At 69.6% G+C, this 24854-nt stretch carries 27 protein-coding genes and 1 pseudogene; 7 read left to right on the forward strand and 21 right to left on the reverse strand.

The window, feature by feature from the left end:
- Positions 1-80: 80 nt before the first annotated feature.
- On the forward strand, positions 81-566 hold the full coding sequence (locus tag SK854_RS02120; RefSeq protein WP_319973229.1) for a calcium-binding protein: 486 nt from the start codon (positions 81-83) through the stop codon (positions 564-566).
- Here the strand turns inward: SK854_RS02120 and SK854_RS02125 are convergent.
- The 13 genes from SK854_RS02125 to pyrR all read right to left on the reverse strand — a co-directional run bounded on the left by SK854_RS02125 (position 553) and on the right by pyrR (position 16007).
- Positions 553-3417 carry a hypothetical protein gene (locus SK854_RS02125; RefSeq protein WP_319973230.1) on the reverse strand — a complete coding sequence of 955 codons (2865 nt, stop codon included), beginning with the start codon at positions 3415-3417 and terminating at the stop codon, positions 553-555. The two genes, SK854_RS02120 and SK854_RS02125, sit on opposite strands and share 14 nt — an antisense overlap.
- A 115-nt stretch (positions 3418-3532) precedes the next feature.
- Positions 3533-4735 carry a methionine adenosyltransferase gene (gene metK / locus SK854_RS02130; RefSeq protein ID WP_319973231.1) on the reverse strand — a complete coding sequence of 401 codons (1203 nt, stop codon included), beginning with the start codon at positions 4733-4735 and terminating at the stop codon, positions 3533-3535.
- A gap of 38 nt (positions 4736-4773) precedes the next feature.
- Complete coding sequence (gene coaBC / locus SK854_RS02135) at positions 4774-5982, reverse strand: bifunctional phosphopantothenoylcysteine decarboxylase/phosphopantothenate--cysteine ligase CoaBC (protein WP_319973701.1); 1209 nt, start codon at positions 5980-5982, stop codon at positions 4774-4776.
- 38 nt (positions 5983-6020) lie between these two features.
- Positions 6021-6299 carry a DNA-directed RNA polymerase subunit omega gene (gene rpoZ, locus SK854_RS02140; protein WP_045313812.1) on the reverse strand — a complete coding sequence of 93 codons (279 nt, stop codon included), beginning with the start codon at positions 6297-6299 and terminating at the stop codon, positions 6021-6023.
- 3 nt (positions 6300-6302) lie between these two features.
- A complete protein-coding gene (gene gmk, locus SK854_RS02145; protein ID WP_406601691.1) occupies positions 6303-6899 on the reverse strand; it encodes a guanylate kinase in 597 nt (198 codons plus the stop codon).
- Positions 6896-7213: an integration host factor, actinobacterial type gene (gene mihF / locus SK854_RS02150; RefSeq protein ID WP_030481817.1), complete on the reverse strand. Its 318-nt coding sequence runs from the start codon at positions 7211-7213 to the stop codon at positions 6896-6898. Before mihF ends, gmk begins: the two co-directional genes overlap by 4 nt.
- A gap of 292 nt (positions 7214-7505) precedes the next feature.
- Positions 7506-8318: an orotidine-5'-phosphate decarboxylase gene (gene pyrF / locus SK854_RS02155; RefSeq protein ID WP_319973232.1), complete on the reverse strand. Its 813-nt coding sequence runs from the start codon at positions 8316-8318 to the stop codon at positions 7506-7508.
- The gene (carB, locus tag SK854_RS02160) at positions 8315-11617 is read right to left on the reverse strand and encodes a carbamoyl-phosphate synthase large subunit (RefSeq protein WP_319973233.1); all 3303 of its coding nucleotides are present in this window, start codon (positions 11615-11617) and stop codon (positions 8315-8317) included. The genes pyrF and carB overlap by 4 nt, the downstream gene beginning before the upstream one ends.
- Positions 11617-12729 carry a glutamine-hydrolyzing carbamoyl-phosphate synthase small subunit gene (carA, locus tag SK854_RS02165; RefSeq protein ID WP_406601694.1) on the reverse strand — a complete coding sequence of 371 codons (1113 nt, stop codon included), beginning with the start codon at positions 12727-12729 and terminating at the stop codon, positions 11617-11619. Before carA ends, carB begins: the two co-directional genes overlap by 1 nt.
- Positions 12726-13232 carry a PH-like domain-containing protein gene (locus SK854_RS02170; protein ID WP_319973235.1) on the reverse strand — a complete coding sequence of 169 codons (507 nt, stop codon included), beginning with the start codon at positions 13230-13232 and terminating at the stop codon, positions 12726-12728. Before SK854_RS02170 ends, carA begins: the two co-directional genes overlap by 4 nt.
- Entirely contained in the window at positions 13229-14509 is a 1281-nt protein-coding gene (locus SK854_RS02175) for a dihydroorotase (protein WP_319973236.1), read from the reverse strand. The genes SK854_RS02170 and SK854_RS02175 overlap by 4 nt, the downstream gene beginning before the upstream one ends.
- The gene (locus SK854_RS02180) at positions 14506-15438 is read right to left on the reverse strand and encodes an aspartate carbamoyltransferase catalytic subunit (RefSeq protein WP_090005958.1); all 933 of its coding nucleotides are present in this window, start codon (positions 15436-15438) and stop codon (positions 14506-14508) included. Before SK854_RS02180 ends, SK854_RS02175 begins: the two co-directional genes overlap by 4 nt.
- Complete coding sequence (gene pyrR / locus SK854_RS02185; protein ID WP_030481810.1) at positions 15435-16007, reverse strand: bifunctional pyr operon transcriptional regulator/uracil phosphoribosyltransferase PyrR; 573 nt, start codon at positions 16005-16007, stop codon at positions 15435-15437. Before pyrR ends, SK854_RS02180 begins: the two co-directional genes overlap by 4 nt.
- Positions 16008-16264: 257 nt before the next feature.
- On the opposite strand from pyrR, the gene bldD reads away from it, so the two are divergent.
- Positions 16265-16753, forward strand: coding sequence for a transcriptional regulator BldD (bldD, locus tag SK854_RS02190; RefSeq protein ID WP_030471611.1), 489 nt, complete (start codon positions 16265-16267; stop codon positions 16751-16753).
- An 82-nt stretch (positions 16754-16835) separates the two neighbouring features.
- On the opposite strand, the gene SK854_RS02195 is transcribed toward bldD, so the two are convergent.
- The gene (locus tag SK854_RS02195; RefSeq protein WP_319973237.1) at positions 16836-17561 is read right to left on the reverse strand and encodes a sigma-70 family RNA polymerase sigma factor family protein; all 726 of its coding nucleotides are present in this window, start codon (positions 17559-17561) and stop codon (positions 16836-16838) included.
- Between the two features lie 84 nt (positions 17562-17645).
- Positions 17646-18455 carry a sigma-70 family RNA polymerase sigma factor gene (locus SK854_RS02200; protein WP_319973238.1) on the reverse strand — a complete coding sequence of 270 codons (810 nt, stop codon included), beginning with the start codon at positions 18453-18455 and terminating at the stop codon, positions 17646-17648.
- Positions 18456-18543: 88 nt separating this feature from the next.
- Between SK854_RS02200 and SK854_RS02205 the strand changes: the two are divergent.
- From SK854_RS02205 to SK854_RS02215, 3 genes and pseudogenes are all read left to right on the forward strand, one after another.
- Positions 18544-18852 (forward strand): annotated as a pseudogene (locus tag SK854_RS02205) (SDR family oxidoreductase); the annotation flags it as partial.
- A 116-nt stretch (positions 18853-18968) separates the two neighbouring features.
- A complete protein-coding gene (locus SK854_RS02210) occupies positions 18969-19247 on the forward strand; it encodes a Rossmann-fold NAD(P)-binding domain-containing protein (protein WP_319973719.1) in 279 nt (92 codons plus the stop codon).
- A 12-nt stretch (positions 19248-19259) separates the two neighbouring features.
- The gene (locus SK854_RS02215) at positions 19260-19901 is read left to right on the forward strand and encodes an HD domain-containing protein (RefSeq protein ID WP_319973239.1); all 642 of its coding nucleotides are present in this window, start codon (positions 19260-19262) and stop codon (positions 19899-19901) included.
- On the opposite strand, the gene SK854_RS02220 is transcribed toward SK854_RS02215, so the two are convergent.
- From SK854_RS02220 to SK854_RS02235, 4 genes are all read right to left on the reverse strand, one after another.
- Positions 19898-20434 (reverse strand): cysteine dioxygenase family protein, encoded by a 537-nt coding sequence (locus SK854_RS02220; protein ID WP_319973240.1) that lies wholly within the window; start codon positions 20432-20434, stop codon positions 19898-19900. The genes SK854_RS02215 and SK854_RS02220 overlap by 4 nt on opposite strands.
- A gap of 96 nt (positions 20435-20530) precedes the next feature.
- A complete protein-coding gene (gene nusB / locus SK854_RS02225; RefSeq protein WP_319973241.1) occupies positions 20531-20950 on the reverse strand; it encodes a transcription antitermination factor NusB in 420 nt (139 codons plus the stop codon).
- Positions 20950-21519, reverse strand: a complete 570-nt coding sequence (gene efp / locus SK854_RS02230; protein ID WP_093588074.1) for an elongation factor P — start codon at positions 21517-21519, stop codon at positions 20950-20952. Before efp ends, nusB begins: the two co-directional genes overlap by 1 nt.
- A gap of 31 nt (positions 21520-21550) precedes the next feature.
- Positions 21551-22627 carry a M24 family metallopeptidase gene (locus SK854_RS02235; RefSeq protein WP_319973242.1) on the reverse strand — a complete coding sequence of 359 codons (1077 nt, stop codon included), beginning with the start codon at positions 22625-22627 and terminating at the stop codon, positions 21551-21553.
- Between the two features lie 35 nt (positions 22628-22662).
- Here SK854_RS02235 and SK854_RS02240 point away from each other — a divergent pair, with 35 nt between their 5' ends.
- Entirely contained in the window at positions 22663-23073 is a 411-nt protein-coding gene (locus SK854_RS02240; protein WP_319973243.1) for a B-4DMT family transporter, read from the forward strand.
- On the opposite strand, the gene SK854_RS02245 is transcribed toward SK854_RS02240, so the two are convergent.
- Together SK854_RS02245 and SK854_RS02250 are read right to left on the reverse strand one after the other, a co-directional pair.
- A complete protein-coding gene (locus tag SK854_RS02245) occupies positions 23057-23665 on the reverse strand; it encodes a hypothetical protein (protein ID WP_319973244.1) in 609 nt (202 codons plus the stop codon). The genes SK854_RS02240 and SK854_RS02245 overlap by 17 nt on opposite strands.
- A 40-nt stretch (positions 23666-23705) precedes the next feature.
- Complete coding sequence (locus tag SK854_RS02250) at positions 23706-24083, reverse strand: VOC family protein (RefSeq protein WP_319973245.1); 378 nt, start codon at positions 24081-24083, stop codon at positions 23706-23708.
- 31 nt (positions 24084-24114) lie between these two features.
- On the opposite strand from SK854_RS02250, the gene SK854_RS02255 reads away from it, so the two are divergent.
- Positions 24115-24849 (forward strand): Long-chain-fatty-acid--CoA ligase, encoded by a 735-nt coding sequence (locus tag SK854_RS02255; protein ID WP_319973246.1) that lies wholly within the window; start codon positions 24115-24117, stop codon positions 24847-24849.
- Positions 24850-24854 lie beyond the last annotated feature (5 nt).

Here is a 24854-nt window from a genome sequence, read left to right on the forward strand (position 1 = left end):
AACCAACCTTTGGTTAGCGTTCGGGCAACGGCCGGTTGTGACTCTCTCCCCAGGCAAGACACAGAAGAGGGGAAACGACCATGAGACTGCGCATTGCCGCCGCCGCGCTCGCCATCGGGCTCTGCACCGCCGGTGTGGCCCAGGCCGACGAGGTGCCGCCGGAGTTCCAGAACAGACCCACGCCCGCGAACTGCTACAACGCCGTGCCCACGATCGTCGGCGCGGGCTTCATCGCCGGCGGGCCGGGACCGGACGTGATCGTCGGCAGCAACGGGCCGGACACCATCTTCGGGCTGGGCGGCAACGACATCATCCTCGGACTCGGTGCCGACGACACGATCTTCGGCGGCGAGGGCAACGACCTGGTCTGTGCGGGCTGGGGCCCTGACAACGTCCAGGGCGGCGACGGGCACGACACCGTCTACGGCGAGGTCGGCGACGACGACATGCTCGGCGGCGACGGCATGGACCTGCTGTCCGGTGACGCGAACTTCGACCGCGGTGACGGCCAGCTCGGCTTCGACTTCTGCCCGGCGTCGACGGAGGTCACCGTCAGCTGCGTGTGACCGTCTGCCGCAACAGGATCTCCGTGGCCGGGTCGGGTCTCACCCCGAGCTGGCGCAACGAGTCCAGCACGCGCGCACGGACCTCCTCGGTCCTTTGTGGATTCCGTGCGCGCAACGCGGCGGCGAGCGCCAGCCGGTGCCCACGCGGTTCGAACGGCTCCAGCTCCAGCGCCCGGTCGGCGAGGTGACGTGCCTGCGCCGGATCTCCGGTGACGAGCCGGAGTTCGCCCAGCGCCAGCAGGTTGCCGACGTGCCGTTCCCTGATCTGAGCGATCTCCGCCTCGCAGAGGTCGGTCAGGTCCGGGAGCGGCTCGCCTCGCCACAACGCGGCCGCCTCACCTGGCCTGGCCGTGTCGCTCAGCTCGTGGAACGACCAGAGATCCACCGTCAGCCGGTCGCTGCGGACGAGACGGAGGGACTCGCTGTCGCTGCGCAGGAAGTAACTGGCCTCGCCGCCGGTCCGGCCCGGCTCCAGGAGCCGCCGGAGGTGGGTCATCGTCACGCGCAGGTTTCTCGCGGCACTCGCGGGATCCAGGTCGGGCCACAGCAGGTCGATCGCCTGGGCGCGGGTGATCGTGGTGCGCACCACGAGAAGGCCGAGGAGCTGGCGGACACGGGCTCGGCGCAGTTCCGGAGCCTGTGCGGTGAGGCCGTTTCTCGTGACCCGCATCGGCCCGATGACCTCGATGCCGATCGGGTGATCCGGTGGCGCGGGCACGGTGGCCAGGAGCTTCAACGCACCGGCGGCGAGGCCGGGATCTCTGGCGAGCTCACGGAACTGGCGGTGCGCGGCCGGTCCGACGCGGTCCGCCAGCCAGGTGCCCAACGCAGTCCTGCCCCTCGCCGCCTGACGGGCGGCGAGTTCGGCCGACCACGGCAGCGGCAGGAAGCAGAAGGCGTGTTCCGCCGGCAGGTCGGTGCGGAGATCTCCTTGCCTGGCTTGCAGGAACGCGCGTCCCGCCGCGCGGGCCCTGCGGTGGGACGGGCCCAGATCGGTGCTGTCCCAGCGTTCCCTGAGTTCGTCGCTGAGCACGTAGCCCAGCGTCAGGAACCGGCGCAGGTGCCGTTCGGCGACCTTGACGTCCACGGGCCACCGGGCCAGGTGCTGCTTGTAGATGTCGCGGGCCAGTTCCTCGTCGCCGCGGGTGACGGCGGCCGCCGCTTGCGCAGCACACGTCAGAACCGCGTCGCGCGGGTTGTCCTGCTCGGCGGACAGCTCAGCGGTGATCTCGCCGAACGACGCGGCGATGACCGCGTGAAAGGCCCGCGCCACGAACTCGTCACGAGCCGTGCCGTCCCCGTTGTCCCCCTGGAACACAACGGGTTCACCGTCGAACCACCGCGCCGTGGCGACGTGACGGCGGGACAGGTCGCCGGTGAGCATCCGTCCGGCCAGTTCGGCCGCGTCCTGGCCACGTCCGCACAACGCGAGGCAGTGCACGTGGAACCGCGTCGTGGACACCGCAAGCGCTTGGGGCACCTCGCTCGTGGGTGCCTGGGCGAGGTGGGTGAGCGCGGTCTCCGGGTCACCGGCGAGCTCGGCGACCACCGCGGCGACGCTGTGCCGGAGCAGTCTCAGCACGGGTGACCGCGCTTCGAGTCGTTGTGCCCGTTGGGCGACGGCGACCAGTCTGGTGAGGTCTCCCCGGGAATGTGCGGTGATCACGGCCTGTCCCAGCGCCACCGCCGCACCGTCGTGGTCGCCGGCTTCGAGCCACCGCGCGCACGCCCTGTCGACGAGGCGGTCGATGGCCGGGTCGGTGAAGTCGTCGGCGTGCCGGACCGCGGCGGTGAGCAACAGGAACGCCGGCTCCTGAAGCCGGTGTGCCGGAACGGCGTCGAGCCATCTCCTGGCCGTCGCGCTGGGCAGGACCGACAGCGTGGTCCGCACGAGCTCGACCGCCAGGCGCGCGAGCAGCGTCCAGTCGCCGGCCCGGCACGCGACCCGTCCGGCCCCTGCCAGTTCACCGCGCTGAACCAGCACTTCGACGGCTTCGGCGCGCAGGTGACCGGTGGGCAGCACGCTCGCCCACAGGTCGTGAGCCCGGTAGCGGCCGTCGTCGAGCCGGTCGACCAGTGGAACGCTCCGGACGAGGTGTTCCACGTCTGCGGCCACGCCCGCCACCGTGCCGACCTCCGCGGCGGTCGCGGTCCCGAGGATCACCAGCGCTGCCAACGTGTCCCGCGTCGGTGCGGGCAGACGGCTCAGCACCTCCTCGGCGGCGTAGCGCCAGGACGCGGCCGGACCCGCGGTGAGGGACAGCCTGATCAGCGCGGGCCAGCCGTGCAGGTCCTCGGTGAGCTCCCGGCCGAACCTCCCGGCCAGCGCGGACGTTTCGGCGTCGGTGAAGGCCAGGTCGGCGGTCTCGATCGTGGCCACCTCCCCCGCCGCCTCCCTGCGCGCCAGCGGAAGTCCCGGCACGGCACGTCCGGACAGGACGAGGTGCGCGGTGGCGGGCAACGCGCGGGCGAGGGTGGCGAGCAGCTCCGCTCCCGGCGATCCGTCCGGAACCTCGTGCACGTCGTCGAGCAGCAGACACACGTCGAGCGGGGCTTTCCGGTGCAGCGCCTGGAGGATCTCCGCCGCGCCGGCCCGGGATCCGTGCTCCGCCGCGAGGGCGTCCAGGATCGCCGCGGCCAGCCGGGTCGCGTCCTCGTGGCCGGGACCGCAGGTGACCCAGGCGTCGATGCCGCGTGGTTCCAGGAGGTTCGCGCGGACCGCCTGGGCCAGCGCGGTGGTCTTGCCGAAGCCCGCACCGGCGGTCACCAGCGTCACCGGGCGGCACCAGCGGCCTCTCAGGCGGTCGACCAGGCGCGGGCGCGCCAGCTCGACGTCGAGCGGGCGCGGCACCGCGTGCAAGCCTGTCTGGTCGTCCCCCACTCACTGCGGAGGCCCGCGAGAGACCTGAAATACGCGAAACGGCCCGCCTCCGGGTGGAGGCGGGCCGTTCGGGCGTGCTGGGTGATCAGGCGCCTGCGGCGTTGCGCAGGGCGTCGGCGCGGTCCGTCGACTCCCAGGGCAGGTCGACGTCGGTGCGGCCGAAGTGGCCGTACGCGGCGGTCGGGGCGTAGATCGGGCGGAGCAGGTCGAGGTCGCGGATGATCGCGGCCGGACGCAGGTCGAAGACCTCCGAGATGGCCTGCTGGATCTTCGACGGGTCCACGGTCTCGGTGCCGAAGGTCTCGACGAACAGGCCGACCGGGGCGGCCTTGCCGATGGCGTAGGCGACCTGGACCTCGACGCGGGTGGCGAGGCCCGCCGCGACGGTGTTCTTGGCGACCCAGCGCATCGCGTAGGCGGCGGAGCGGTCGACCTTCGACGGGTCCTTGCCGGAGAAGGCACCGCCACCGTGGCGGGCCATGCCGCCGTAGGTGTCGACGATGATCTTGCGGCCGGTGAGACCGGCGTCACCCATCGGACCGCCGATGACGAAGCGACCGGTCGGGTTGGTCAGCAGCCGGACGCTGGAGGTGTCGAGGCCCAGTTCGGCGATCTCGGGGGCCACGACGTGCTCGCGCAGGTCGACGCCGAGGAGCTTCTCCAGGTCGATGCCGTCGGCGTGCTGGGTGGAGATGACGACGGTGTCGAGGCGCACGGGCTGGTCGCCCGCGTACTCGATGGTGACCTGCGTCTTGCCGTCCGGGCGCAGGTACGGAACCGTGCCGTCCTTGCGCACCGCGGTCAGGCGACGAGAAAGCCGGTGGGCCAGCGCGATCGGCAGCGGCATGAGCTCGGGCGTGTCGGTGCACGCGTAGCCGAACATCAGGCCCTGGTCGCCCGCGCCCTGCTTGTCGATCTCGTCGTCAGCGCCCTCGACGCGGTTCTCGAACGCCGTGTCGACACCCTGCGCGATGTCCGGGGACTGCGCGCCGATGGCCACGTTCACGCCACAGGAGTTGCCGTCGAAGCCCTTCTGCGACGAGTCGTACCCGATCTCCAGGATCTTCTCGCGGACGATCGTCGGGATGTCCGCGTACGCCTCGGTGGTGACCTCACCCGCGACGTGGACCTGGCCGGTGGTGACCATCGTCTCCACGGCGACGCGCGAGCGCGGGTCCTTGGCCAGCAACGCGTCCAGGATCGAGTCACTGATCGCGTCGCAGATCTTGTCGGGGTGTCCCTCGGTCACCGACTCACTGGTGAACAGCCTGCTGCTGTGCTGGCTCACGGACACTCCTTGTTCGAGGGGCTCAACAGGGAAAAATTCTACTGAGAATCAGTCAAGCGAACGGTAACCGCGTCCCACACCGCGGACGCCACTTGTGTTTTGGGGCCGTGCGGTATAGGCGTCTCGGTGCCGTCCGGGGACAGCAGCCAGCCGGCGTTGTCCTCCTGCTCGAACGCCTTGCCGTCGCCGACCGCGTTCAGCACCAGGAGGTCGCAGCCCTTGCGCCGCAGCTTCGCCCGTCCGTAGTCGAGCACCGACGTCGTCTCGTCGCCGGTCTCCGCGGCGAATCCGACGATCAGCTGGCCCGTCCTACGTGCGGAAACGAGCTCCACGAGGATGTCGGGGTTCTTCGTCAGCGAGATCGGATCAGGGTCGCCGTCGGTCTTCTTGATCTTGTGCCCGGTGAGGGACAACGGCCGGAAGTCGGCTACCGCGGCGGCCATCACGACCACGTCCGCGTCCGCCGACACCTTGTGCATGGCGTCGCGCAGCTCCACCGCCGAGCCCACCCGGACCAGGTCGACACCGGCCGGCGTGACCAGGTCCGCGGTGTTGCCCGCGACCAAAGTCACTCGGGCACCACGTTGCGCGGCCACCCGCGCGAGTGCATAGCCCTGCTTGCCGGACGAGCGGTTGCCGATGAACCGGACCGGATCGAGTGGTTCTCGCGTGCCACCGGCGGAAATCGCGACGTGCACGCCTTCGAGTGTCCTCGCGAGGGCGTCCCGGCGCACCAGCAGCAGCCGGGCCAGTTCGACGATCTCGGCGGGGTCGGGCAGGCGGCCCTTGCCGGTGTCCTTGCCGGTGAGGCGGCCGGACGCGGGTTCGGCGACGATCACGCCACGACTGCGCAGCAGGTGCACGTTGTGCTGGGTGGCGGGGTGCTCCCACATCTCGGTGTGCATCGCCGGCACCAGCAGGACCGGGCAGCGCGCGGTCAGCAGGGTGTTCGTCAGAAGGTCGTCCGCGAGGCCGTGCGCGGCCTTCGCGATCAGGTTCGCCGTCGCCGGGGCGACCACGACGAGGTCGGCGTTCTGCCCGATCTTGACGTGCGGCACCTCGTGCACGTCGTCGAACGGGTCCGCCGACACCACCTGACCGGACAGCGCCTCGAACGTGGCGGCTCCCACGAACTTCAGCGCGCCCTCGGTGGGGATGACCCGCACGGAGTGACCGGATTCGGTCAACCGCCGCAAAACCTCACAGGCCTTGTACGCGGCGATGCCCCCGCCAACCCCAAGAACGATCTTGGGGCGAACAGGGGCACCAGCGTCAGATGACGCAGTCACTCGCCCTCGGTGTGCTCAAGCAGACCCGCGTGGATCTCGCGAAGAGCAATCGAGAGGGGCTTCTCACGCGGGCCCGGCTCGACGAGCGGGCCGACGTACTCGAGCAGGCCCTCGCCGAGCTGCGCGTAGTAGTCGTTGATCTGGCGGGCACGCTTCGCGGCGTAGATCACCAACGCGTACTTCGAGCTCACCTGCTCAAGCAGGTCGTCGATCGGCGGGTTGGTGATGCCCTCCGGAGAACCGGTCAGGTGACCGAGCTCGGTGTGGGTGATCACTCGTCAATCTCCTGAAATTCGTGGTCCGACCATCAAGGATAGCAAATCGGACGCAGCCGACTTCACGTCGGCGTTCACGACGACCTCGTCGAACTCCTTTTCGGCCGCCAACTCCTCGCGGGCGATGGCGAGCCGGCGTTCGACGACGTCCGGGTGTTCGGTGCCCCGGCCGGTCAGCCGATCGACCAGATGCTCCCAGGACGGGGGCATCAGCATGACCAGCTGGGCGTCGGGCATGGCCACGCGGACCAGCCGCGCGCCCTGCAGTTCGATCTCCAGGAGCGCGGGGCGGCCCGCGGCCAAAGCTTCTTCGACAGGCCTGCGAGGGGTTCCGTAGTGGTTTCCGGCGAACTCGGCGTGTTCCAGGAACTCGCCCGCCTCGACCATCTGCTGGAACTTCTCGTGGTCCACGAAGTGGTAGTGCACTCCGTCGACCTCGCCCGGCCTCGGCTTCCTGGTGGTCACCGAGACGGAAAAGTAGATATCGGGTTGCTGACTGCGCAGCTCCGTCAGAACGCTGGACTTGCCAACGCCGGACGGCCCGGACAAGACGGTGAGGCGGGAACGGGCAACACCCGTTCCCGCCTCGCTGCCAATCACTCTCCGCTGAACTCGGAGAGCAGGGCCTTGCGCTGACGGTCACCAAGACCGCGCAGGCGACGGCTGGGAGCGATCTCGAGGCGCTCCATGATCTGCTGAGCACGCACCTTGCCGACACCCGGCAGGGCCTCAAGCAGCGCGGACACCTTCATCTTGCCAAGGATCTCATCGCTCTCGGCGGACTTCAGCACGTCCGTCAGGGTCGTGCCGCCACGCTTGAGGCGCTCCTTGAGCTCAGCCCGGACGCGACGAGCGGCAGCAGCCTTCTCCAGCGCTGCGGCCCGCTGCTCCTCGGTAAGCTGGGGAAGAGCCACGATTTCCTCCGTGGTGTGGATTCTTTTCGGATCGGTGCCGCGACCGTACCGACCGCAATTGCCTGAGTACAACGTGACCCAGTCAGGTAAATCTTCAGCGGTCATGATTGCGGCGGGTGGTAGTAGTACCAAACCCTCCGGCGGCCTGATCACCGCCCTCCGGCAACTCATCGCCCACTCTAGGTGTGCTATGAGGCCGGTGACCAGCGGGGCAGCCGGTGGCGTGGACCCTACCAACACATGTTTGCCCTGGTGAGCGCGCCACACCCCAAAAGGCGTGGCGCGCCCCTCCTCAGAGGCTCTGCTGGACCCTCTGCACCGCGCTGACCAGCGAAGACACGTCCGGGCCGTGCTTGAGAACATCTCGTGAAGAAGTCGGAAAGACGTTGCGCATGTCGGGTCCGAAGAGCCGTTTTAGATCGGCCACGGAGCCGCCCTGAGCGCCGAAACCGGGCGCCAGGATCGGTCCGTTGAACCCGGAGAGGTCTACATCCGTTTCCCCGATCGTGGCGCCCACGACGAGACCAACATCGCCGCACGGGGAAATGCCTGAATTCCGGGCGGTGGCGAAATCGATGATCGTCTGCGCCACGGTTCGCCCGTCCGGAGCAACCGACCGCTGGACCTGCGCGCCCTCGGGGTTCGAGGTGAGGGCGAGCACGAACACGCCCCTGCCCGTCGCCCGTGCCGTGTCGAGCGCGGGCTGCAGTGATCCGAAGCCCAGGAACGGAGAGACCGTGACGGCGTCACCGGCCAGCGGTGAGCCGTCGCCCAGGTAGGCCTGCGCGTAGGCGGCCATGGTCGAGCCGATGTCGCCGCGCTTGGCGTCCACGAGCACCAGCGTGCCCGAGCCGCGCAGCTCCGCGATCACCCGCTCCAGCACGGCGACCCCACGTGACCCGTAGGCCTCGAAGAACGCCGCCTGCGGCTTCACCATCGCCACCTTGCCGCCGAACGCCTCCACGGCCGTCAGGGCGAACCGTTCGAGGCCCTCGGCGGTCGGGGACAGGCCCCACGCCTCCAGCAGGCTCGGGTGCGGGTCGATCCCGACGCACAGAGGTCCGTACGCCTCAACGGCTTTCGCGAGCTTGTCGCCGAAGGTCACTTGTCACCCCGCAGAGCGGCCTGGAGGGCCTGCAGCGGCTGGACGCCGATGTCCCCCTGGATGAGCGCCTCGATGCCGTGCACGGCCGCGGCGGCGCCCTGGATCGTGGTCACACAAGGGATGTCCTTCGCCACGGCGGCGGTGCGGATCTCGTAGCCGTCGATGCGCGGGCCGCTGTTGCCGTACGGCGTGTTGAAGATCATGTCGATCTCGCCGGCCAGGATCATGTCGACGACGTTGCCCTCGCCCTCGAAGTGCTTGCGCACCTCGGTGCACGCGATCCCGTTGCGCTTCAGGACCTCCGCCGTGCCCGAGGTCGCGAGGATCTGGAAACCGAGGTCGGCCAGCCGCTTGACCGGGAAGATCATCGCGCGCTTGTCGCGGTTCGCGAAGGACACGAACACCTTGCCCGACGTCGGCAGCGAGCCGTACGAGGCCGTCTGCGACTTCGCGAACGCCTTGCCGAACGACGAGTCGATGCCCATGACCTCGCCGGTGGACTTCATCTCCGGGCCCAGCAACGAGTCCACGCCGTGGCCCTCGGGCGTGCGGAAGCGGTGGAACTGCATGACCGCCTCCTTCACCGCGACCGGGGCGTGCTCGGGCAGCCGGGCTCCGTCACCGGTGGCCGGCAGGATGCCCTCCACGCGCAGTTCCGCGATCGTGGCGCCGAGCATCACGCGGGACGCGGCCTTGGCCATCGACACCGCCGTCGCCTTGGACACGAACGGCACCGTGCGCGACGCACGCGGGTTTGCCTCCAGGACGTACAGCACGTCGTCCTTGAGCGCGTACTGGACGTTCAGGAGCCCCTTCACGCCGATGCCCTTGGCGATGGCCTCGGTGGAGCGGCGGACGTTCTCGATGTCGGAGGCGCCGAGCGTGATGGGCGGCAGCGCGCACGACGAGTCGCCGGAGTGCACACCGGCTTCCTCGATGTGCTCCATCACGCCGCCGATGAACACCTCCTCGCCGTCGCACAGCGCGTCGACGTCGATCTCGATGGCGTCGTCGAGGAACCGGTCGACCAGCACCGGGTGCTCGGGCGTCACCTCGGTCGCACGGGCGATGTAGCCCGACAGCGACTCCTCGTCGTACACGATCTCCATGCCGCGCCCGCCGAGCACGTAGGAGGGGCGCACGAGGACCGGGTAGCCGATCTCGTCCGCGATCTCCTTGGCCTCGCTGAACGACGTGGCCGTGCCGAACTTCGGCGCGGGCAGGCCGGCCTCGTTCAGCACCTTGCCGAACTGGCCGCGGTCCTCGGCGAGGTGGATCGCCTCGGGCGTCGTGCCGACGACGGGCACACCGGCGTCGGACAGGCGCTGCGCCAGGCCCAGCGGCGTCTGGCCGCCGAGCTGGACGATCACGCCCGCGACGGTGCCGGAGCGCTGCTCGGAGTGCACGACCTCCAGCACGTCCTCGAACGTCAGCGGCTCGAAGTACAGCCGGTCCGACGTGTCGTAGTCCGTCGACACCGTCTCCGGGTTGCAGTTGACCATCACGGTCTCGTACCCGGCTGCCCGCAACGCCATCGCCGCGTGCACGCACGAGTAGTCGAACTCGATGCCCTGACCGATGCGGTTCGGCCCGGAGCCCAGGATCAGCACCTTGGGCTTCTCCCGCTGCTCCGCGACCTCGGTCTCGGCCTGAGGATCGAGCTCGTACGCGGAGTAGTGGTACGGCGTCTCGGACTTGAACTCCGCCGCGCACGTGTCGACCGTCTTGTAGACCGGACGCACGCCCAGGCGGTGCCGCAACGTGCGCACGCCGTCCTCACCGGCCAGCTCGGACCGCAGCGTGGCGATCTGCCGGTCGGAGAGGCCGGCACGCTTCGCCTTGCGCAGCAACGGCTCGTCGAGCACAGGCGCGTCCAGCAGCTCCTGCCGCAACGTGCCGAGCCACGCGATCTGCTCGATGAACCACGGGTCGATCTTCGACGCGTTGTACACGTCCTCAATGGACGCTCCGAGTCGAAGAGCACGCTCGACCGTGTAGAGGCGCCCGTCGTGGCCGCGCTCCAACTGCTTCAGAGTGGACTCCAGAGTAGTGCCCTCCGGGTCCGGCTGGGTCCAGAAACCGACCGATTTCGTTTCCAGCGAACGCAGCGCCTTGCCCAGCGCCTCCACGAAGTTCCGGCCGATCGACATGGCCTCGCCGACCGACTTCATCGTGGTCGTCAGCGTCGGGTCCGCACCGGGGAACTTCTCGAACGCGAACCGCGGCGCCTTCACGACCACGTAGTCGAGCGACGGCTCGAACGACGCCGGGGTCTCCCCCGTGATGTCGTTGGTGATCTCGTCGAGCGTGTACCCGATGGCGAGCTTCGCGGCGATCTTGGCGATCGGGAAGCCCGTCGCCTTGGACGCCAGAGCCGAGGACCGCGACACACGCGGGTTCATCTCGATGACGACCATGCGGCCGGTGTCCGGGTGGATCGCGAACTGGATGTTGCAGCCACCGGTGTCGACGCCGACCTCGCGGATGACCTGGATGCCGACGTCGCGCATGTGCTGGTACTCGCGGTCGGTCAGCGTCATCGCGGGCGCGACCGTCACCGAGTCACCGGTGTGCACGCCCATCGGGTCGATGTTCTCGATCGAGCAGATGACGACGACGTTGTCGTTGCGGTCGCGCATCAGCTCGAGCTCGTACTCCTTCCACCCGAGCACGCTCTCCTCGATGAGCACCTCGGTGACCGGGGACTCCTCCAGGCCGATCGCCGCGAGGCGTTCCAGTTCCTCCGCCGTGTACGCCATGCCGGACCCCAGGCCGCCCATGGTGAACGACGGGCGGATGACGACCGGGAGACCGAGCTCGGCGACGGTCTTGCGCACCTCGTCCATCGACTTGCAGACGGCGGAGCGCGGGACCTCGGAACCGATGCCCCGCACCAGGTCCTTGAAGATCTGCCGGTCCTCGCCGCGCTGGATGGCGTCGATGTCCGCGCCGATCAGCTCGACGTTGTACTTCTCCAGCACACCGCGCTCGTGCAGCGCGATGGCCGTGTTGAGCGCCGTCTGGCCGCCCAGCGTCGCCAGGATCGCGTCCGGGCGTTCCTGCGCGATGACCTTCTCCACGAACTCGGCCGTGATCGGCTCGATGTAGGTGGCGTCGGCGAATTCCGGGTCCGTCATGATCGTCGCCGGGTTGGAGTTCACCAGGCTGACCCGGATGCCCTCTTCGCGCAGCACTCGGCACGCCTGGGTGCCGGAGTAGTCGAACTCGCAGGCCTGACCGATGACGATCGGACCGGAGCCGATGACCAGGATGTGCTTGAGATCAGTCCTCTTCGGCATCAGCGGGCCTCATTCATCAGCGTCACGAAGTCGTCGAACAGGGGCGCGGCGTCGTGCGGGCCCGCCGCGGCCTCGGGGTGGTACTGCACGGAGAACGCCGGCGCGTCGAGCAGCCGGACACCCTCGACGGTGCCGTCGTTCGGGCAGTAGTGCGACAGCACGGCGCGGCCGAACTCCGAGGAGAACTCCTCGCCCGGCGTGCCCTCCAGCGCGAACCCGTGGTTCTGCGAGGTGATGGCGACCTTGCCGGTGGTCACGTCGATGACCGGGATGTTGATGCCGCGGTGGCCGTAGCGCATCTTGTACGTCCCGCGGCCGACCGCGCGGCCCAGGATCTGGTTGCCGAAGCAGATGCCGAACAGCGGCAGCTTGCGGCCCAGCGCCTCCTTCGTCAGCGCGATGGCGTGGTCCTGCGTGGCCGGGTCGCCCGGACCGTTCGAGAGGAACAGGCCGTCGGGGCTGACCTTGAGGACGTCCTCGAAGGAACTCGTCAGCGGCAGCACGTGCACCTCGATGCCGCGCGCCGCCATCATCCGCGGGGTGTTCGACTTGATGCCCAGGTCGAGTGCCGCGACGGTGAACTTCTTGGTGCCGATGGCCTCGACCACGTACGGCTTGTCCGTGGTGACGTCGACCGCGAGGTTCGCGCCCACCATCTCCGCCGAGGCCTTCACCTGCTCGACCATCGACGCGTCGTCGGTGAGCTCGGAGCCCGAGAACACACCGGCGCGCATCGCGCCCCGCTCGCGGATGTGGCGGGTCAGGGTGCGGGTGTCGAGGCCCGCGATGCCGACCACGCCCTGGTTCGTCAGTTCCTCGTCGAGGCCGCGCCGGGAGCGCCAGTTCGACGGCGTGCGCGCCGGGTCGCGGACCACGTAGCCGGCGACCCAGATCCTCGAGGACTCGTCGTCCTCGTCGTTCCAGCCGGTGTTGCCGATCTGTGGCGCGGTCTGCACCACGATCTGGCGGTGGTAGGAGGGGTCGGTCAGGGTTTCCTGGTACCCGGTCATGGCCGTGGAGAACACGACCTCGCCGAGCGAGACGCCGGTCGCTCCGTACGCCTCACCGCGGAAGACACGTCCGTCTTCCAGCACCAATGCCGCGTTCGTCACGCCTTGCCCTCCGTGTTGATCGGGTTCTGGCTCAGAGCCGCGACCCATTCGTCGTAAACGTCCTTGTCGTCACCGCGGAATCCGGTGTCGAAGAGGTGGCCTTCGTTCTCCCACTGGACCACCAGCAGGCCCTCTTCGCTGAACATGACCTTCCCGGCCAGGCCGCGGTCGGTGCGGGCGTCCCGGATGGACTCGGCGGGGATGAAGATCGGTGACGCGCCAACACGTTCGATGGCGACACCTTCCGGAACCAGGCTCAGCGTGGCCTCGGCGCGGAAGCCGATGTCCCCGACCTGGACGCGGTCCTGCCAGTTGCCCGCGTTCGTCGTTCCGATGTAGACGCCCGTGGTCGCGAGCCTCGGCGCGCCCAGGGCGGCCGGTGTCGAGGGGAATGCGGGCAGGTCGGCCTGCTTGCGCTGGCGTCGCCTCCAGCCGTGCCACATGCCGTAGACGCACAGGGCGAAGAAGACGAAAACCGCCAGGGACAGGAGAACGCGCGTCATTCCGCAATCCTCCCCGCCAGTGCGGTCACCCGGCCACGCAAGATGGTGGCCGTCACCGCGGCGGGCAGTTCCATGCCCTCGAACGGGGTGTTGCCCGCGATGCTCGCGAGCTGCGCGCCGTTCACCGTCCACGACGCGTCCGGGTCGACCAGCACGAGGTTCGCGGGCTCGCCGACCGCGATCGGACGGCCCTGGTCGGTCAGGCCGGCGATCTCGGCGGGCTTCTCGCTCATCACCCGCGCGACGCCGCGCCAGTCCAGCAGGCCGGTCCGCACCATCGTCTCGACGACGATGCCGAGCGCGGTCTGCAGGCCGAGCATGCCCGGACGGGCCGCCGACCACTCGCAGTCCTTGTCCTGGATCGCGTGCGGGGCGTGGTCCGTGGCGACGCAGTCGATCGTGCCGTCCGCGAGCGCCTGCCGCAGCGCGTCCACGTCGGACTGGGTGCGCAGCGGCGGATTGACCTTGTTGACCGGGTCGTAGGTGGAGAGCCGGTCGTCGGTCAGGATCAGGTGGTGCGGGGTGACCTCGGCGGACACCTTGGTGCCGCGCGCCTTGGCCCACTTCAGGACGTCCGCCGTGCCGGTGGTGCTGACGTGGCAGACGTGCAGCCTCGCGTCGACCTGCTTCGCGAGGATGCAGTCACGGGCGACGATGGACTCCTCGGCCGCGGCGGGCCAGCCCTGCAGACCGAGGCGCGACGCGTTCTCGCCCTCGTGCGCCTGGGCGCCGACCGTGAGGCGCGGTTCCTCGGCGTGCTGGGCGATGACCGCGCCCAGGGACTTCGAGTACTCCAGCGCGCGGCGCATGATCAGCGGGTCGTGCACGCAGTGGCCGTCGTCGGAGAAGACGCGGACGTTCGCCTTGGACTTCGCCATCGTGCCGAGCTCGGCGAGCTTCTCGCCCTTGAGGCCGACCGTGACGGCGCCGACCGGGTGGACGTCGACCAGGCCGACCTCCTGGCCGCGGCGGGCGACGTGCTCGACGATGACGGCGTTGTCGGCGACCGGATCCGTGTTGGCCATGGCGAAAACGGCCGTGTAACCACCGAGTGCGGCGGCCTTGGAGCCGGTCTCGATGGTCTCGGTGTCCTCGCGGCCCGGCTCACGCAGGTGGGTGTGGAGGTCGACGAAACCGGGCAGCAGAACCGCGCCGTTGCCTTCGATGACTTCGGCTTCTGAATCCGTGCCCTCTGCGATCACGCCGTCGCGGATCAGCAGGTCGATCGGATCACCCTCGCCGTAGGGCCGAACTCCCTTGAGAAGCAAGGGTTTCACGCGGTTTCCTCCTCGTGGGCAAGCAGGTGGTACAGCACGGCCATGCGCACGTGGACACCGTTGCGGACCTGCTCGGTGATCGCGGCCTGGGGGCTGTCGGCGACGACGGAGGCGATCTCCATGCCGCGCAGCATCGGGCCGGGGTGCAGCACGACGGCGTGCTCTGGCAGCAGCTTCAGGCGGCGCTCGTTGAGGCCGTACGCGATCGAGTACTCGCGGGAGCTCGGGAAGAACCCGCCGGTCATCCGCTCGGCCTGCACGCGCAGCAACATCACCGCGTCCTGCGACGCGAGCTCGGAGTCGATCTCGTGCGAGACCGTGACCGGCCACTTCTCGACGCCGGTGGGCAGCAGGGTCGGCGGGGCGACCAGCGTGACCTCGGCACCGAGCGTGGTCAGCAGGTGCACGTTCGACCGGGCGACGCGGCTGTGCAGGACGTCGCCGACGATCGCGACGCGGCGGCCGTCGAGGCTGCCCAGGCGGTCGCGCAGCGTGGCGGCGTCGAGCAACGCCTGCGTGGGGTGCTCGTGCATGCCGTCGCCGGCGTTCACCACTGACGTGTTGGTGTGCTTGAGCCAGCCCGCGAGGCGGTGCGCGGCACCGGACGCCGGGTGGCGCACGATCACGCAGTCGGCGCCCGCGGCCTGCAGGGTCAGCGCGGTGTCGCGCAGCGACTCGCCCTTGCTGACGCTGGAACCGGAGCTGCTGACGTTGATCACGTCCGCGGACATCCACTTGCCGGCGATCTCGAACGACACCCGCGTGCGCGTGCTGTTCTCGTAGAACATCGTGATCACCGTGCGGCCGCGCAGCGTCGGCAGCTTGCGGACCTCGCGGCCGAGCAGCGCCTGCTTCAGCCGGTCCGCGGTGTCGAGGATCGCGATCGCCTGGTCGCGGTCGAGGCCGTCGGTGGAGAGCAGGTGCTTCACTTCAGCACCACTCCGTCGCGGCCGTCGAACTCTTCCAGCATCACGACGACGTCCTCGGTCTTGGAGGTCGGCAGGTTCTTGCCCACGTAGTCCGCCCGGATCGGCAGTTCGCGGTGACCGCGGTCGACGAGCACGGCGAGCTGGACGGCGCGGGGCCGGCCGTGGTCGCGCAGCGCGTCGAGGGCGGAGCGGATCGTGCGGCCGGAGAACAGCACGTCGTCCACGAGAACGACCAGCCTGTCGTCGATGCCGCCCTCGGGCAGCTTCGTCGCCTCCAGCGGTCGCGTGGGGCCTCTGCGCAGGTCGTCGCGGTAGAGGGTGATGTCGAGCGTGCCCTCGTGCACCGTCCGGCCGGAAAATTCGGCGATCTTAGCGGCTAGACGTCGTGCGAGGGGGGCTCCCCGGCTGGGAATACCCATCAAGACGACGTCGGGTGCGCTGGGTGCATCGAGTGCGGTCTTCTCGATGATTTGATGGGCCATTCGGGCGACAGTGCGCGCGACGTCACCGGCCGAGAGAATCTCGCGATCCCCGGCCGGATCCGTCGCGCCACGTTGACGTGACGCCACGGCTGGACCTCCTTCCCCGCCTCACTGGACGGGTCCTTAAAGGACGTCGGACACCTAGTAATAACTAGGCTGACCTGCACCGTATCACCTACGGACGGTCAACCATCCGAGTGGTAGGCCAGGCGTGGCGCGCGTCTCTCCTTGAGATCAGCTTGACCTCCCGACCACGGCGAGTAATCATTACTCTGCGTATCGATCGAAGCCTCCCCGCAGCACGCCGGTACAGCTGACGGGGCGAATGAACGGAGAACCGCCACATGGGCGACTACGCCAAGGCGCTGGGGGCCAAGCTCCGCGCTATCCGCCAGCAGCAGGGTCTGTCCCTGCACGGCGTCGAGCAGAAGTCCGGCGGTCGCTGGAAGGCCGTGGTCGTCGGCTCCTACGAACGCGGTGACCGCGCGGTGACCGTGCAGAAGCTGGCCGAGCTGGCCGACTTCTACGGCGTTCCCGTCGCCGAGCTCCTGCCCGAGGGCCGCGTGCCCTCCGGTGCCGAGCCGGCCACCAAGATCGTGATCAACCTCGAACGGCTGCAGCAGCTGCCGGTCGAGAAGGTCGGTCCGCTGGCCCGCTACGCGGCGACCATCCAGTCGCAGCGCGGTGACTACAACGGCAAGGTGCTCTCCATCCGCACCGAGGACCTGCGTTCGCTCGCGATCATCTACGACATGACGCCGGGCGAGCTCACCGAGCAGCTCATCGACTGGGGCGTGCTGCCTCCCGAGGCCCGTCCCGCGAAGGAAGACTGAGCTTCACACGCCGTTCATGGCTCCCCCGACGTCCTGCTTGTCGCCCTGAGGACGTTCGAGGGAGCCATGTGCGTTCTTCAGGTCATTCGGGTGAGAACAGCCGCCGGACGTGCTCCCGGTCGGTGATCGCGTGGATCGCCGCGATCTTCCGCTCGCGCACCGTGAACGCCACCAGCGCGACCGGCTGACCGTCCACTGTCGACACCAGTCCCGCCTCGCCGCCGACGACCGCGGATTCCATGCACGGCGCCGCCCGCATCGCCGCGATCTTGGGTGTGACCATGCCGGCGCCCCGCAGCCAGATCTCCTCCGAGCGCAGCGTCACGTCCGCGTCCAGCACGTCCTTGCCCGCCATGAACGCGTCGACGACCTCGCGCTGCCCTGCCAGGTCCACATCGGACACCGGTCTGCCCGCCACCCGCTTGCGCGCCCGTGCCTCCACCTGCAGCGCACCGAGCGGTGTGCGGCCGATCAGCGGCGCCACCTGCTCGAACGGCTCCTGGAACATGTCGTGCAGGACGTACGCGACGCGTTCGTCGGGGGTCAGCGCGTCGAGTGCGGTCAGCACGCCGAGGCCGGGTTCGTGGTTCGGTCCCGCGCTCACGACCGGGTCCGGCATCTCGAAGCCGTTCTTGGCACGGACGCGCAGCATCGTGAGGCTCACCCGTGCGACGACCGTGCCCAGCCAGCCCGGCTCACCAGACTTCTCGATCTTGCGTCGCGCCTCCCTCACCGCGTCCTCCGCTTCGGCGAACCGGCCGAGCATCCGGTAGGCGAGTCTGTCCCCCTGGTCCAACTCCCCGATCATCGTTGGTCCCCTTCACCTCGAGCGCCCACTTCCACTAGACACCTGGCGGGCGTTCGACGTGACCAGTGACAGCAGTGGTATTGCTCACGGAACAAGAGCGGCGAGCTGCTTCTGGTCCTGGATCACGTGGATCGCGACGATCCGGTCGTCGCGCACCGTGAACGCCATGATCGAGAACGGCACGCCGTCCACCCTCGTGACGAAGCCGATCTCGTCGCCGACGACCGCGAACTCGACGGCCGCCATCGCGGCGTACTTCCGGAACAGGCTCGCACGGCCCGCGACCGTCCGCCCGCCGATGATCCGCAGGTCGCCCGCGCGCAGCACGGCGTCCGGGTGCAGCACCGCGACCAGGCCTTCCAGGTCGCCTTCCCGCGACGCCCTGAGGAACGCCCGCACCACCTCGCGCTGCTGCGGCAGGGCGACGTTCGGCCGCGGCCGGTCCTGCACGCGCTTGCGGGCCCTGCTCGCGAGCTGACGCGCCGCGGCCGGGGTCTTGTCGATCAACGGCGCGATGTCGTCGAACGGCACGGCGAACAGGTCGTGCAGCACGAACGCCAGCCGCTCGTCGGGCTTGAGCGAGTCCAGCACGATCAGCATCGCGAGCCCGACCTGGTCCTTCGCGACGGCCTGCTGCTCGGGCTCCTCCCCCGTCTCGATCACGGGATCGGGCATCTCGAACGCGTGCTCCCGCCGGTCGCGCAGCATGTTCAGGCAGACCCGCCCGACGACGGTCGTGAGCCACGCGGCCGGGTTGTCGATCTCGCTCGTGTCGGCGCGCTCGACGCGGAGCCAGGCGTCCTGCAGCGCGTCGTCGGCCTCGGCGAACGACCCGAGCATGCGGTGGGCGATGGCGCGCAACCTCGTGCGCTCCTGCTCGAACTGCGCGATCACGACTTCCCCCTGTGGCCTGGCACACACCCTGTCACGTTCCCGAGCGCCGCCGGGTCGACCGGGCAACGACTCATTCGGGAGAGTAATCATGAAGATCCTCGTGACAGGCGGCACCGGCACGCTCGGCAGGCACGTGGTCGCGTCGCTGCGCGACACCGGCGCGGACGTCGTGACCCTGAGCAGACACGGCGACATCGCCTGCGATCTGCTGGCCGGGAACGTCCCGCGGATCGACGCCGACGTCGTGGTGCACCTGGCCGGCGGGCAGAAGGGCGACGACGTGGCGACCCGCAACCTGCTCGCGGCGTGCGCGGGTGTCCGCCACCTCGTCTACATCTCGGTGATCGGCGCGGACACCGTGCCGCTGGCGTGGCTGCGCACGAAACTCGCCTGCGAGCAGGCGATCGCGGACTCGGGCATCGGGTTCACGATCCTGCGCGCGGCCCAGTTCCACGACCTGACGCTGACCGTGGTGCGAGGCCTGGCGAAGCTGCCGATCGTGCCGGTGCCGGCATGCGGCTGCAGCCGGTCGACGCTCGCGACGTGGCCGCGCGCATCGTCGAGCTGGCGGTCGGTTCGCCCGCCGGACGCGTCACGGACATCGCCGGACCCGTGGTCTACGAGATGGGGCAGCTCGTGCGGGACTACCTGTCGGCCACGGGCAAGCGCCGCCTCACCGTGCCGATGCCGCTGCCGGGCAAGGCCGGGAAGGCCTACCGGGACGGCCGGAACCTGACGCTGGACGGCGACCACGGCGCCCGGACGTGGGAGGAGTTCCTCGCCGATCGGTAGAATCCCGGCAACGTGACCCCTTCCGACGCAGGACTTCTCGCCGATCAGAACCCGCTGCCGTCCGGTGTGGACTCCCGGCTGCGAGAGCACTTCACGTTCCTGATCGAGGTCGATCAGCTCAAGACCGTGCTGCGCGCCTCGCCCCTCGCGGCGGCGGACCGGCGGGAGAACGACGCGGAGCACTCGTGGCACCTCGCGCTGATGGTGCTGACTCTCGCCGAATACGCCGACGAACCGATCGACGTCGGCCACACGATGAAGCTCGTGGTCGTGCACGACCTGGTCGAGATCTACGCGGGTGACACGCCGATCTACGACACCGAACTGGGCGAGAGCCAGCAGGAACGCGAGGAGGCCGCCGCCGACCGGCTGTTCGGCATCCTGCCCGAAGACGCGGGCCGCGCGCTGAGGGCGTTGTGGGACGAGTTCGAGGCGAGGTCGACGCCCGAGGCGCGGTTCGCGAAAGCCATGGACCGGCTGCAACCGTTGCTGCTCAACTGGATGGCGAAGGGCGGGACCTGGCGGACGCCCGGTGTGACCTCCGAGGACGTGCGTGCGCGCAAGGCCGTGATCGGCGAGGGCTCGGCGAAGCTCTGGGAAGCGGCGCTGGAGCTGATCAACGAGGGTGAGCGGCGGGGCTGGGCGCGGTCCTAAGGGGTGTGCCAGCCGCCGGCGAACCACTGCACCTCACCGGTCGCCGGGTCGTAGCGGCGGCGTTCGACGGTGCCGATGTCGGCGCCGTAGACGTGGATGCCGATGGTCGGTTCGTCGGATTCGGCCACGACCGAGTGAACATCGTCGTCGGTCGTGCAGCACACGGTGACCTCGCCGCGCCGGAAGACCTGCTCGCCGAGCTCGACCAGGGGACCTGGTCCGGTGGGCTTGGCGTAGCGGATCTCGCGTTCGGCGCCGGAGTAGATGCCGACGACGCCCCACGTCTCATGGCCGTGCACGGGCGTGCGCTGACCCGGTGCCCACACGACGACGGCGACGCACCAGCCGGAGGCGAGGTGCAGCGGGTAGTTGACGTGGTGGTCGGGCGACGGGCGGGTGAGTTCGCGCGGAAGGCGGTACCCGCTGTCCAGCAATGCGGAGAGGCGTTCCGCGACCCGCTTGGTGATCTCGTTCTCGTCGTCGGAGGCGGCCACGATCGACGCCACGTCGTCGAGGAAGGTCTGCAGGTTCATGACCTGAAGCCTGGGGGCAGCGCTGGTATGACGTCCAATGCCAAAACCGCGGGGGTCACATCAACATCGTTGATGTGACCCCCGCGGTGGCAGCACTCACAGAACGGCGCGCAGCTGGTCCGCGATGACCGCGATCCGGCCGAGCACGCCGTTCACGAACCGCGGCGAGTCGTCCGTGGACAGGCCCTTGGCGAGCTCCACGGCCTCGTCGATCGCGACCGCGTCCGGCACGTCGGTCGCCCACAGCAGCTCGTACAGGCCGAGGCGCAGGATCGCGCGGTCGACCGCCGGCATGCGCTGCAGGGTCCAGCCCTCGGCGTGCTCCGAGATGAGGTCGTCGATGCGCGTCCGGTGTGCGGTGACGCCCTCGACGAGCGTCACCGTGTAGTCGTTCACCGGCGGCACGTCGGGAGACCCGACACGCGAGGCCAGCAACGTCACCGCGTCGCTGCCCAGCAGGTCGGCTTCGTAGAGGAAGTCGACCGCGCGCTTGCGGGCCTTGCTCCGAGCACCCATCAGGACTTGTCGCTGATGCGGCCGAGGTAGCGGCCGTCGCGGGTGTCGACCTTGATCTTCTCGCCGGTCGTGACGAACAGCGGGACCTGGATCTCGGCGCCGGTCTCCAGGCGGGCGGGCTTGGTGCCGCCGGTGGAGCGGTCGCCCTGCAGGCCCGGGTCGGTGTGCTCGATGACGAGCTCGACCGAGGTCGGGAGCTCGACGAACAGCGGGACGCCCTCGTGCGTGGCGACCATCGCTTCCTGGTTCTCCAGCAGGTAGTTCGCGGCGTCGCTGACCGTCTCGGCCGAGACCGGGATCTGGTCGTAGGTGTCGCCGTCCATGAAGATGAAGTCGGTGCCTTCCTTGTACAGGAAGGTCATGCCGCGCTTGTCCACGGTGGCGGTCTCGACCTTGGTGCCCGCGTTGAAGGTCTTGTCGACGACCTTCCCGGTCAGCACGTGCTTGAGGGTCGTGCGCACGAAGGCGCCACCCTTGCCGGGCTTGACGTGCTGGAACGCGGTGACGGTCCAGAGCTGGCCGTCGAGGTTCAGCACCAGGCCGTTCTTCAGGTCGTTCGTGGTGGCCACGGTGGGATTTCTCCTGTGTAGGACGGGGGTGTCAGACGACCACGAGTTCTTTCGTGGTCAGGGTGAGGAGCTCCGGCCCGCTCTCGCGGACCACGAGGGTGTCCTCGATGCGGACCCCGCCCCGCCCCGACAAGTAGACGCCGGGCTCGACGGTGACCGCCATACCGGCCGAAAGTGTACCGGCACCCGCCTTCGACAACGCCGGTGCCTCGTGGATCTCCAGCCCGACCCCGTGGCCGAGGCCGTGCAGGAACTCGTTCCCGTGCCCGGCCTTCTCGATCACCTCGCGTGAGGCGTGGTCGACGTCGCTCACCCGCGCGCCCGGCGTGAGCGCGTTGCGGCCCGCCGCCTGCGACCGCGCGACCAGGTCGTACAGGTCGCGCTGCCAGTCCGCGGGCTTGCCGAGGACGAGGGTGCGGGTCATGTCGGAGTGGTAGCCGTCGACCAGTGCGCCGAAGTCGAGCTTGATGAGGTCGCCCACGTGCAGGGTCGCGTCCGTCGGCGAGTGGTGCGGCACGGCCGAGTTCGCGCCGAACGCCACGATCGAGGAGAACGACGGGCCCTCCGCGCCGTGGTCGAGCATGCGGCTCTCCAGCTCGCGCGCGACCTCGCGTTCGGTGCGGCCCGCACGCAGCCCGCCGTGGCCGATCAACGCCCCGAGGGCGCGGTCCGCCGCCGCGCACGCCATCCGCAGCGCCTCGATCTCGACCTCGTCCTTGACCAGCCGCAGCTTCTCGACCAGGCCGCCGGACTTCACGAGCTCCGCCTTGCCCGCGGCCGCGGTCAGCTCGTCCAGACCGTCGACCGTCACCTGGTGGCTCTCGAACCCGAGCCTGCCCTTCGCGCGCCGGGCCAGCGCGGTGTCGCACGGCCGGTCGATCAGCCGTTCCAGGTCCGGCACCTGCTTCGCCGACTGGGTGAGATAACGGCCGTCGGTGCAGAACACCGTGGTGTCGTCGCCGGCCGCGTCGACCAGGACGGCGGCGTTCGATCCGGTGAACCCGGTGAGGTACCGGACGTTCAGCAGGTTCGTGACGAGCAGCGCGTCCAGGTTCGTGGCCTGGAGCTCCTGACGGAGGGCGGTTCGGCGTGCGGCGTACGACGACATGTCTCGCAGCGTACGGCCAGTCCTAAGCTGTCCGCATGCGTCCTTGGTTCGTCCGTGCGTTGTGGATGGGGCTCCTGCACGGAGCCGTGCAGACCGGCGTGGCGGCCGTGGGCGTGCGCAGCCCCGAAGCCTCCTCGGTCCGCCCGATCGCGATCGGGCTGCTGATCGCCGCCGCGGTCATCTGGGGCGCCGTCGACACGGCGCGCGAGATGGACGGGCGCGGCATGCAGTGGTTCATCGCGGCGCTGATCGCGGGCCCGTTCGCGGGCGCGCTGGGCGTGATCGGGTCGGCGTTGCTGGTCGACCAGACCGGGCAGGAGGCGCTGTGGGTCGCGCTGACGGGCGGAGCGGCGTTCACGGCGTTGCTCGTGCTCGCGCCCGCCGGCCTGGGGATGCTGCTGGGCGGGTTCCTGGTCGGCAAGGACTCGGCTAGTCCGAGGAGTTGACGAGCAGCAGGTAGCGCGCCGAACTGCTGAAAGTGCCGGACTCGCCCTTGACCAGCAGCTCGTGCTCACCTGGATTGAGCGGCGGGATCCACGCCCACAGCCCGCAGCCCTGCGCCGGCACGCGTCCCTCGCGCTGTCCCACCACGTTGTCGCGCGCGGCCTGGTAGGTGATCGCGACCGGCGCGATGCGGCGCAGTTCCACCAACTGCCCGTCGAGGGTCACCGAGCCCTTGGCGTCCGCCATGAACGTCGTGCAGTTCGCGTCCGTGGAGGCGAGAGTGATCGCGGGGCCGGCGAGCGGGCGACCGGCGGGCACCCGGCACCTGCGGTCCACGGCGCCGCCGAACGTGCCGGCGAAGAACCACACGTCCTGCGGCTGGTTCTCCGCGCACCACTGCCCGGTGTCGTCGACCACGGGGTTGCGGTTCTCCGGACTCGACGCCGCCCACGTCCACCACTTCGCCTGCAGGTCCTGATCGGACAGCCGCTCGCGTCCGGCCGTCGTCGTCTCGCTGCTGACGGGCGCGGGCTCCGGCGCGGTGGCACACCCGGCCAGGAGCAGGGCGAACGCGGCGATCCACAGTCTCGGCACGATCAGCATCTTGACACGTTCAGATGGCTGCCAGACACGTTCAGGTGGCGACCAGTTCGATTTCGAAGCCGTCCTCGTTCTCCAGGAACGCCGCGTAGTGGTCCGGTCCTCCCGCGTGAGGATGCCTGTCCGCGAACATGAGTTTCCAGCCGTGCGCCTCGGATTCCCGGGTCAGACGGTCGACGTCCTCGCGGGTGCCGGCGTGCAGGGCGAGGTGGTTGAGGCCCGCCTTCATCCGGTCGTGCGGGCCGGTCATGGCCGGGGACCGCTCGGCCACCACGTAGGTCTCGCCGAGCTTCCAGCTGACACCGGCACTCCACCGCTGGTGCTCGGTCCAGCCCAGTTCGGTGAAGATCCACCCGAACGTGGCCTCGGCGCGGGCGAGATCAGGCACCCACAGTTCGACATGATGCAGCACTCCGCGCTCCCCTGGCTCCTACGATCGGCTCGTGAAGATCGTCTCGAACGGCGACCGGCCCGATCTCCAGGGTCCTGCCCAGGCCTCGCTCCGGGACGGCTGGGCACCGTTCGTCCTGCGCGGCCAGATCCCGGCGACCCACCGCGGCGCCGTGGCGGAGTACTTCCCGCGCTACGACGTGCTGCTGCTCGATGACGACGACACGGTGCTCGCGCGGGCGACCGCGGTGGCGCTGAGCTGGGACGGCGAGACCTCGTCGCTGCCGGACGGAGGGTACGACGGCGCCCTGGTCGCGGCGGTCGCCGAGCACGAGGCCGGGATCGAGCCGGACACCCTGTGCGTCGTGGCCGCGACCGTGCGAACCGACCGCACCGGCGGTGGGCTGGCGGGAAAGGTGCTCACCGGCCTGCGCGAACGGGCGGCGGACGACGGGCTCGCGCGGGTGATCGTGCCGGTCCGGCCGACGCTCAAAGCGACCTACCCGCTGACCCCGATGGAGGACTTCCAGCGGTGGACCCGCGAGGACGGCCTGCACCTCGACCCGTGGATCCGCACCCACCAGCGGCTCGGCGCCACGATCCTCGCGCCGGCGCCCCGGTCGATGGTCGTGACCGGCACCGTCGCGCAGTGGGAGCGGTGGACGGGCATGGCGTTCCCGCAGACCGGCCGCTACGTCGTCGCGGGCGGGCTGGACCTCGTCGCGATCGACCGGGAGCGCGACCAGGGGCTCTACGAGGAGACGAACCTCTGGATGCGCCACCGCTGAGCCGG

It is taken from the genome of Lentzea sokolovensis, assembly GCF_033949975.1.
GTDB lineage: Bacteria > Actinomycetota > Actinomycetes > Mycobacteriales > Pseudonocardiaceae > Lentzea > Lentzea sokolovensis.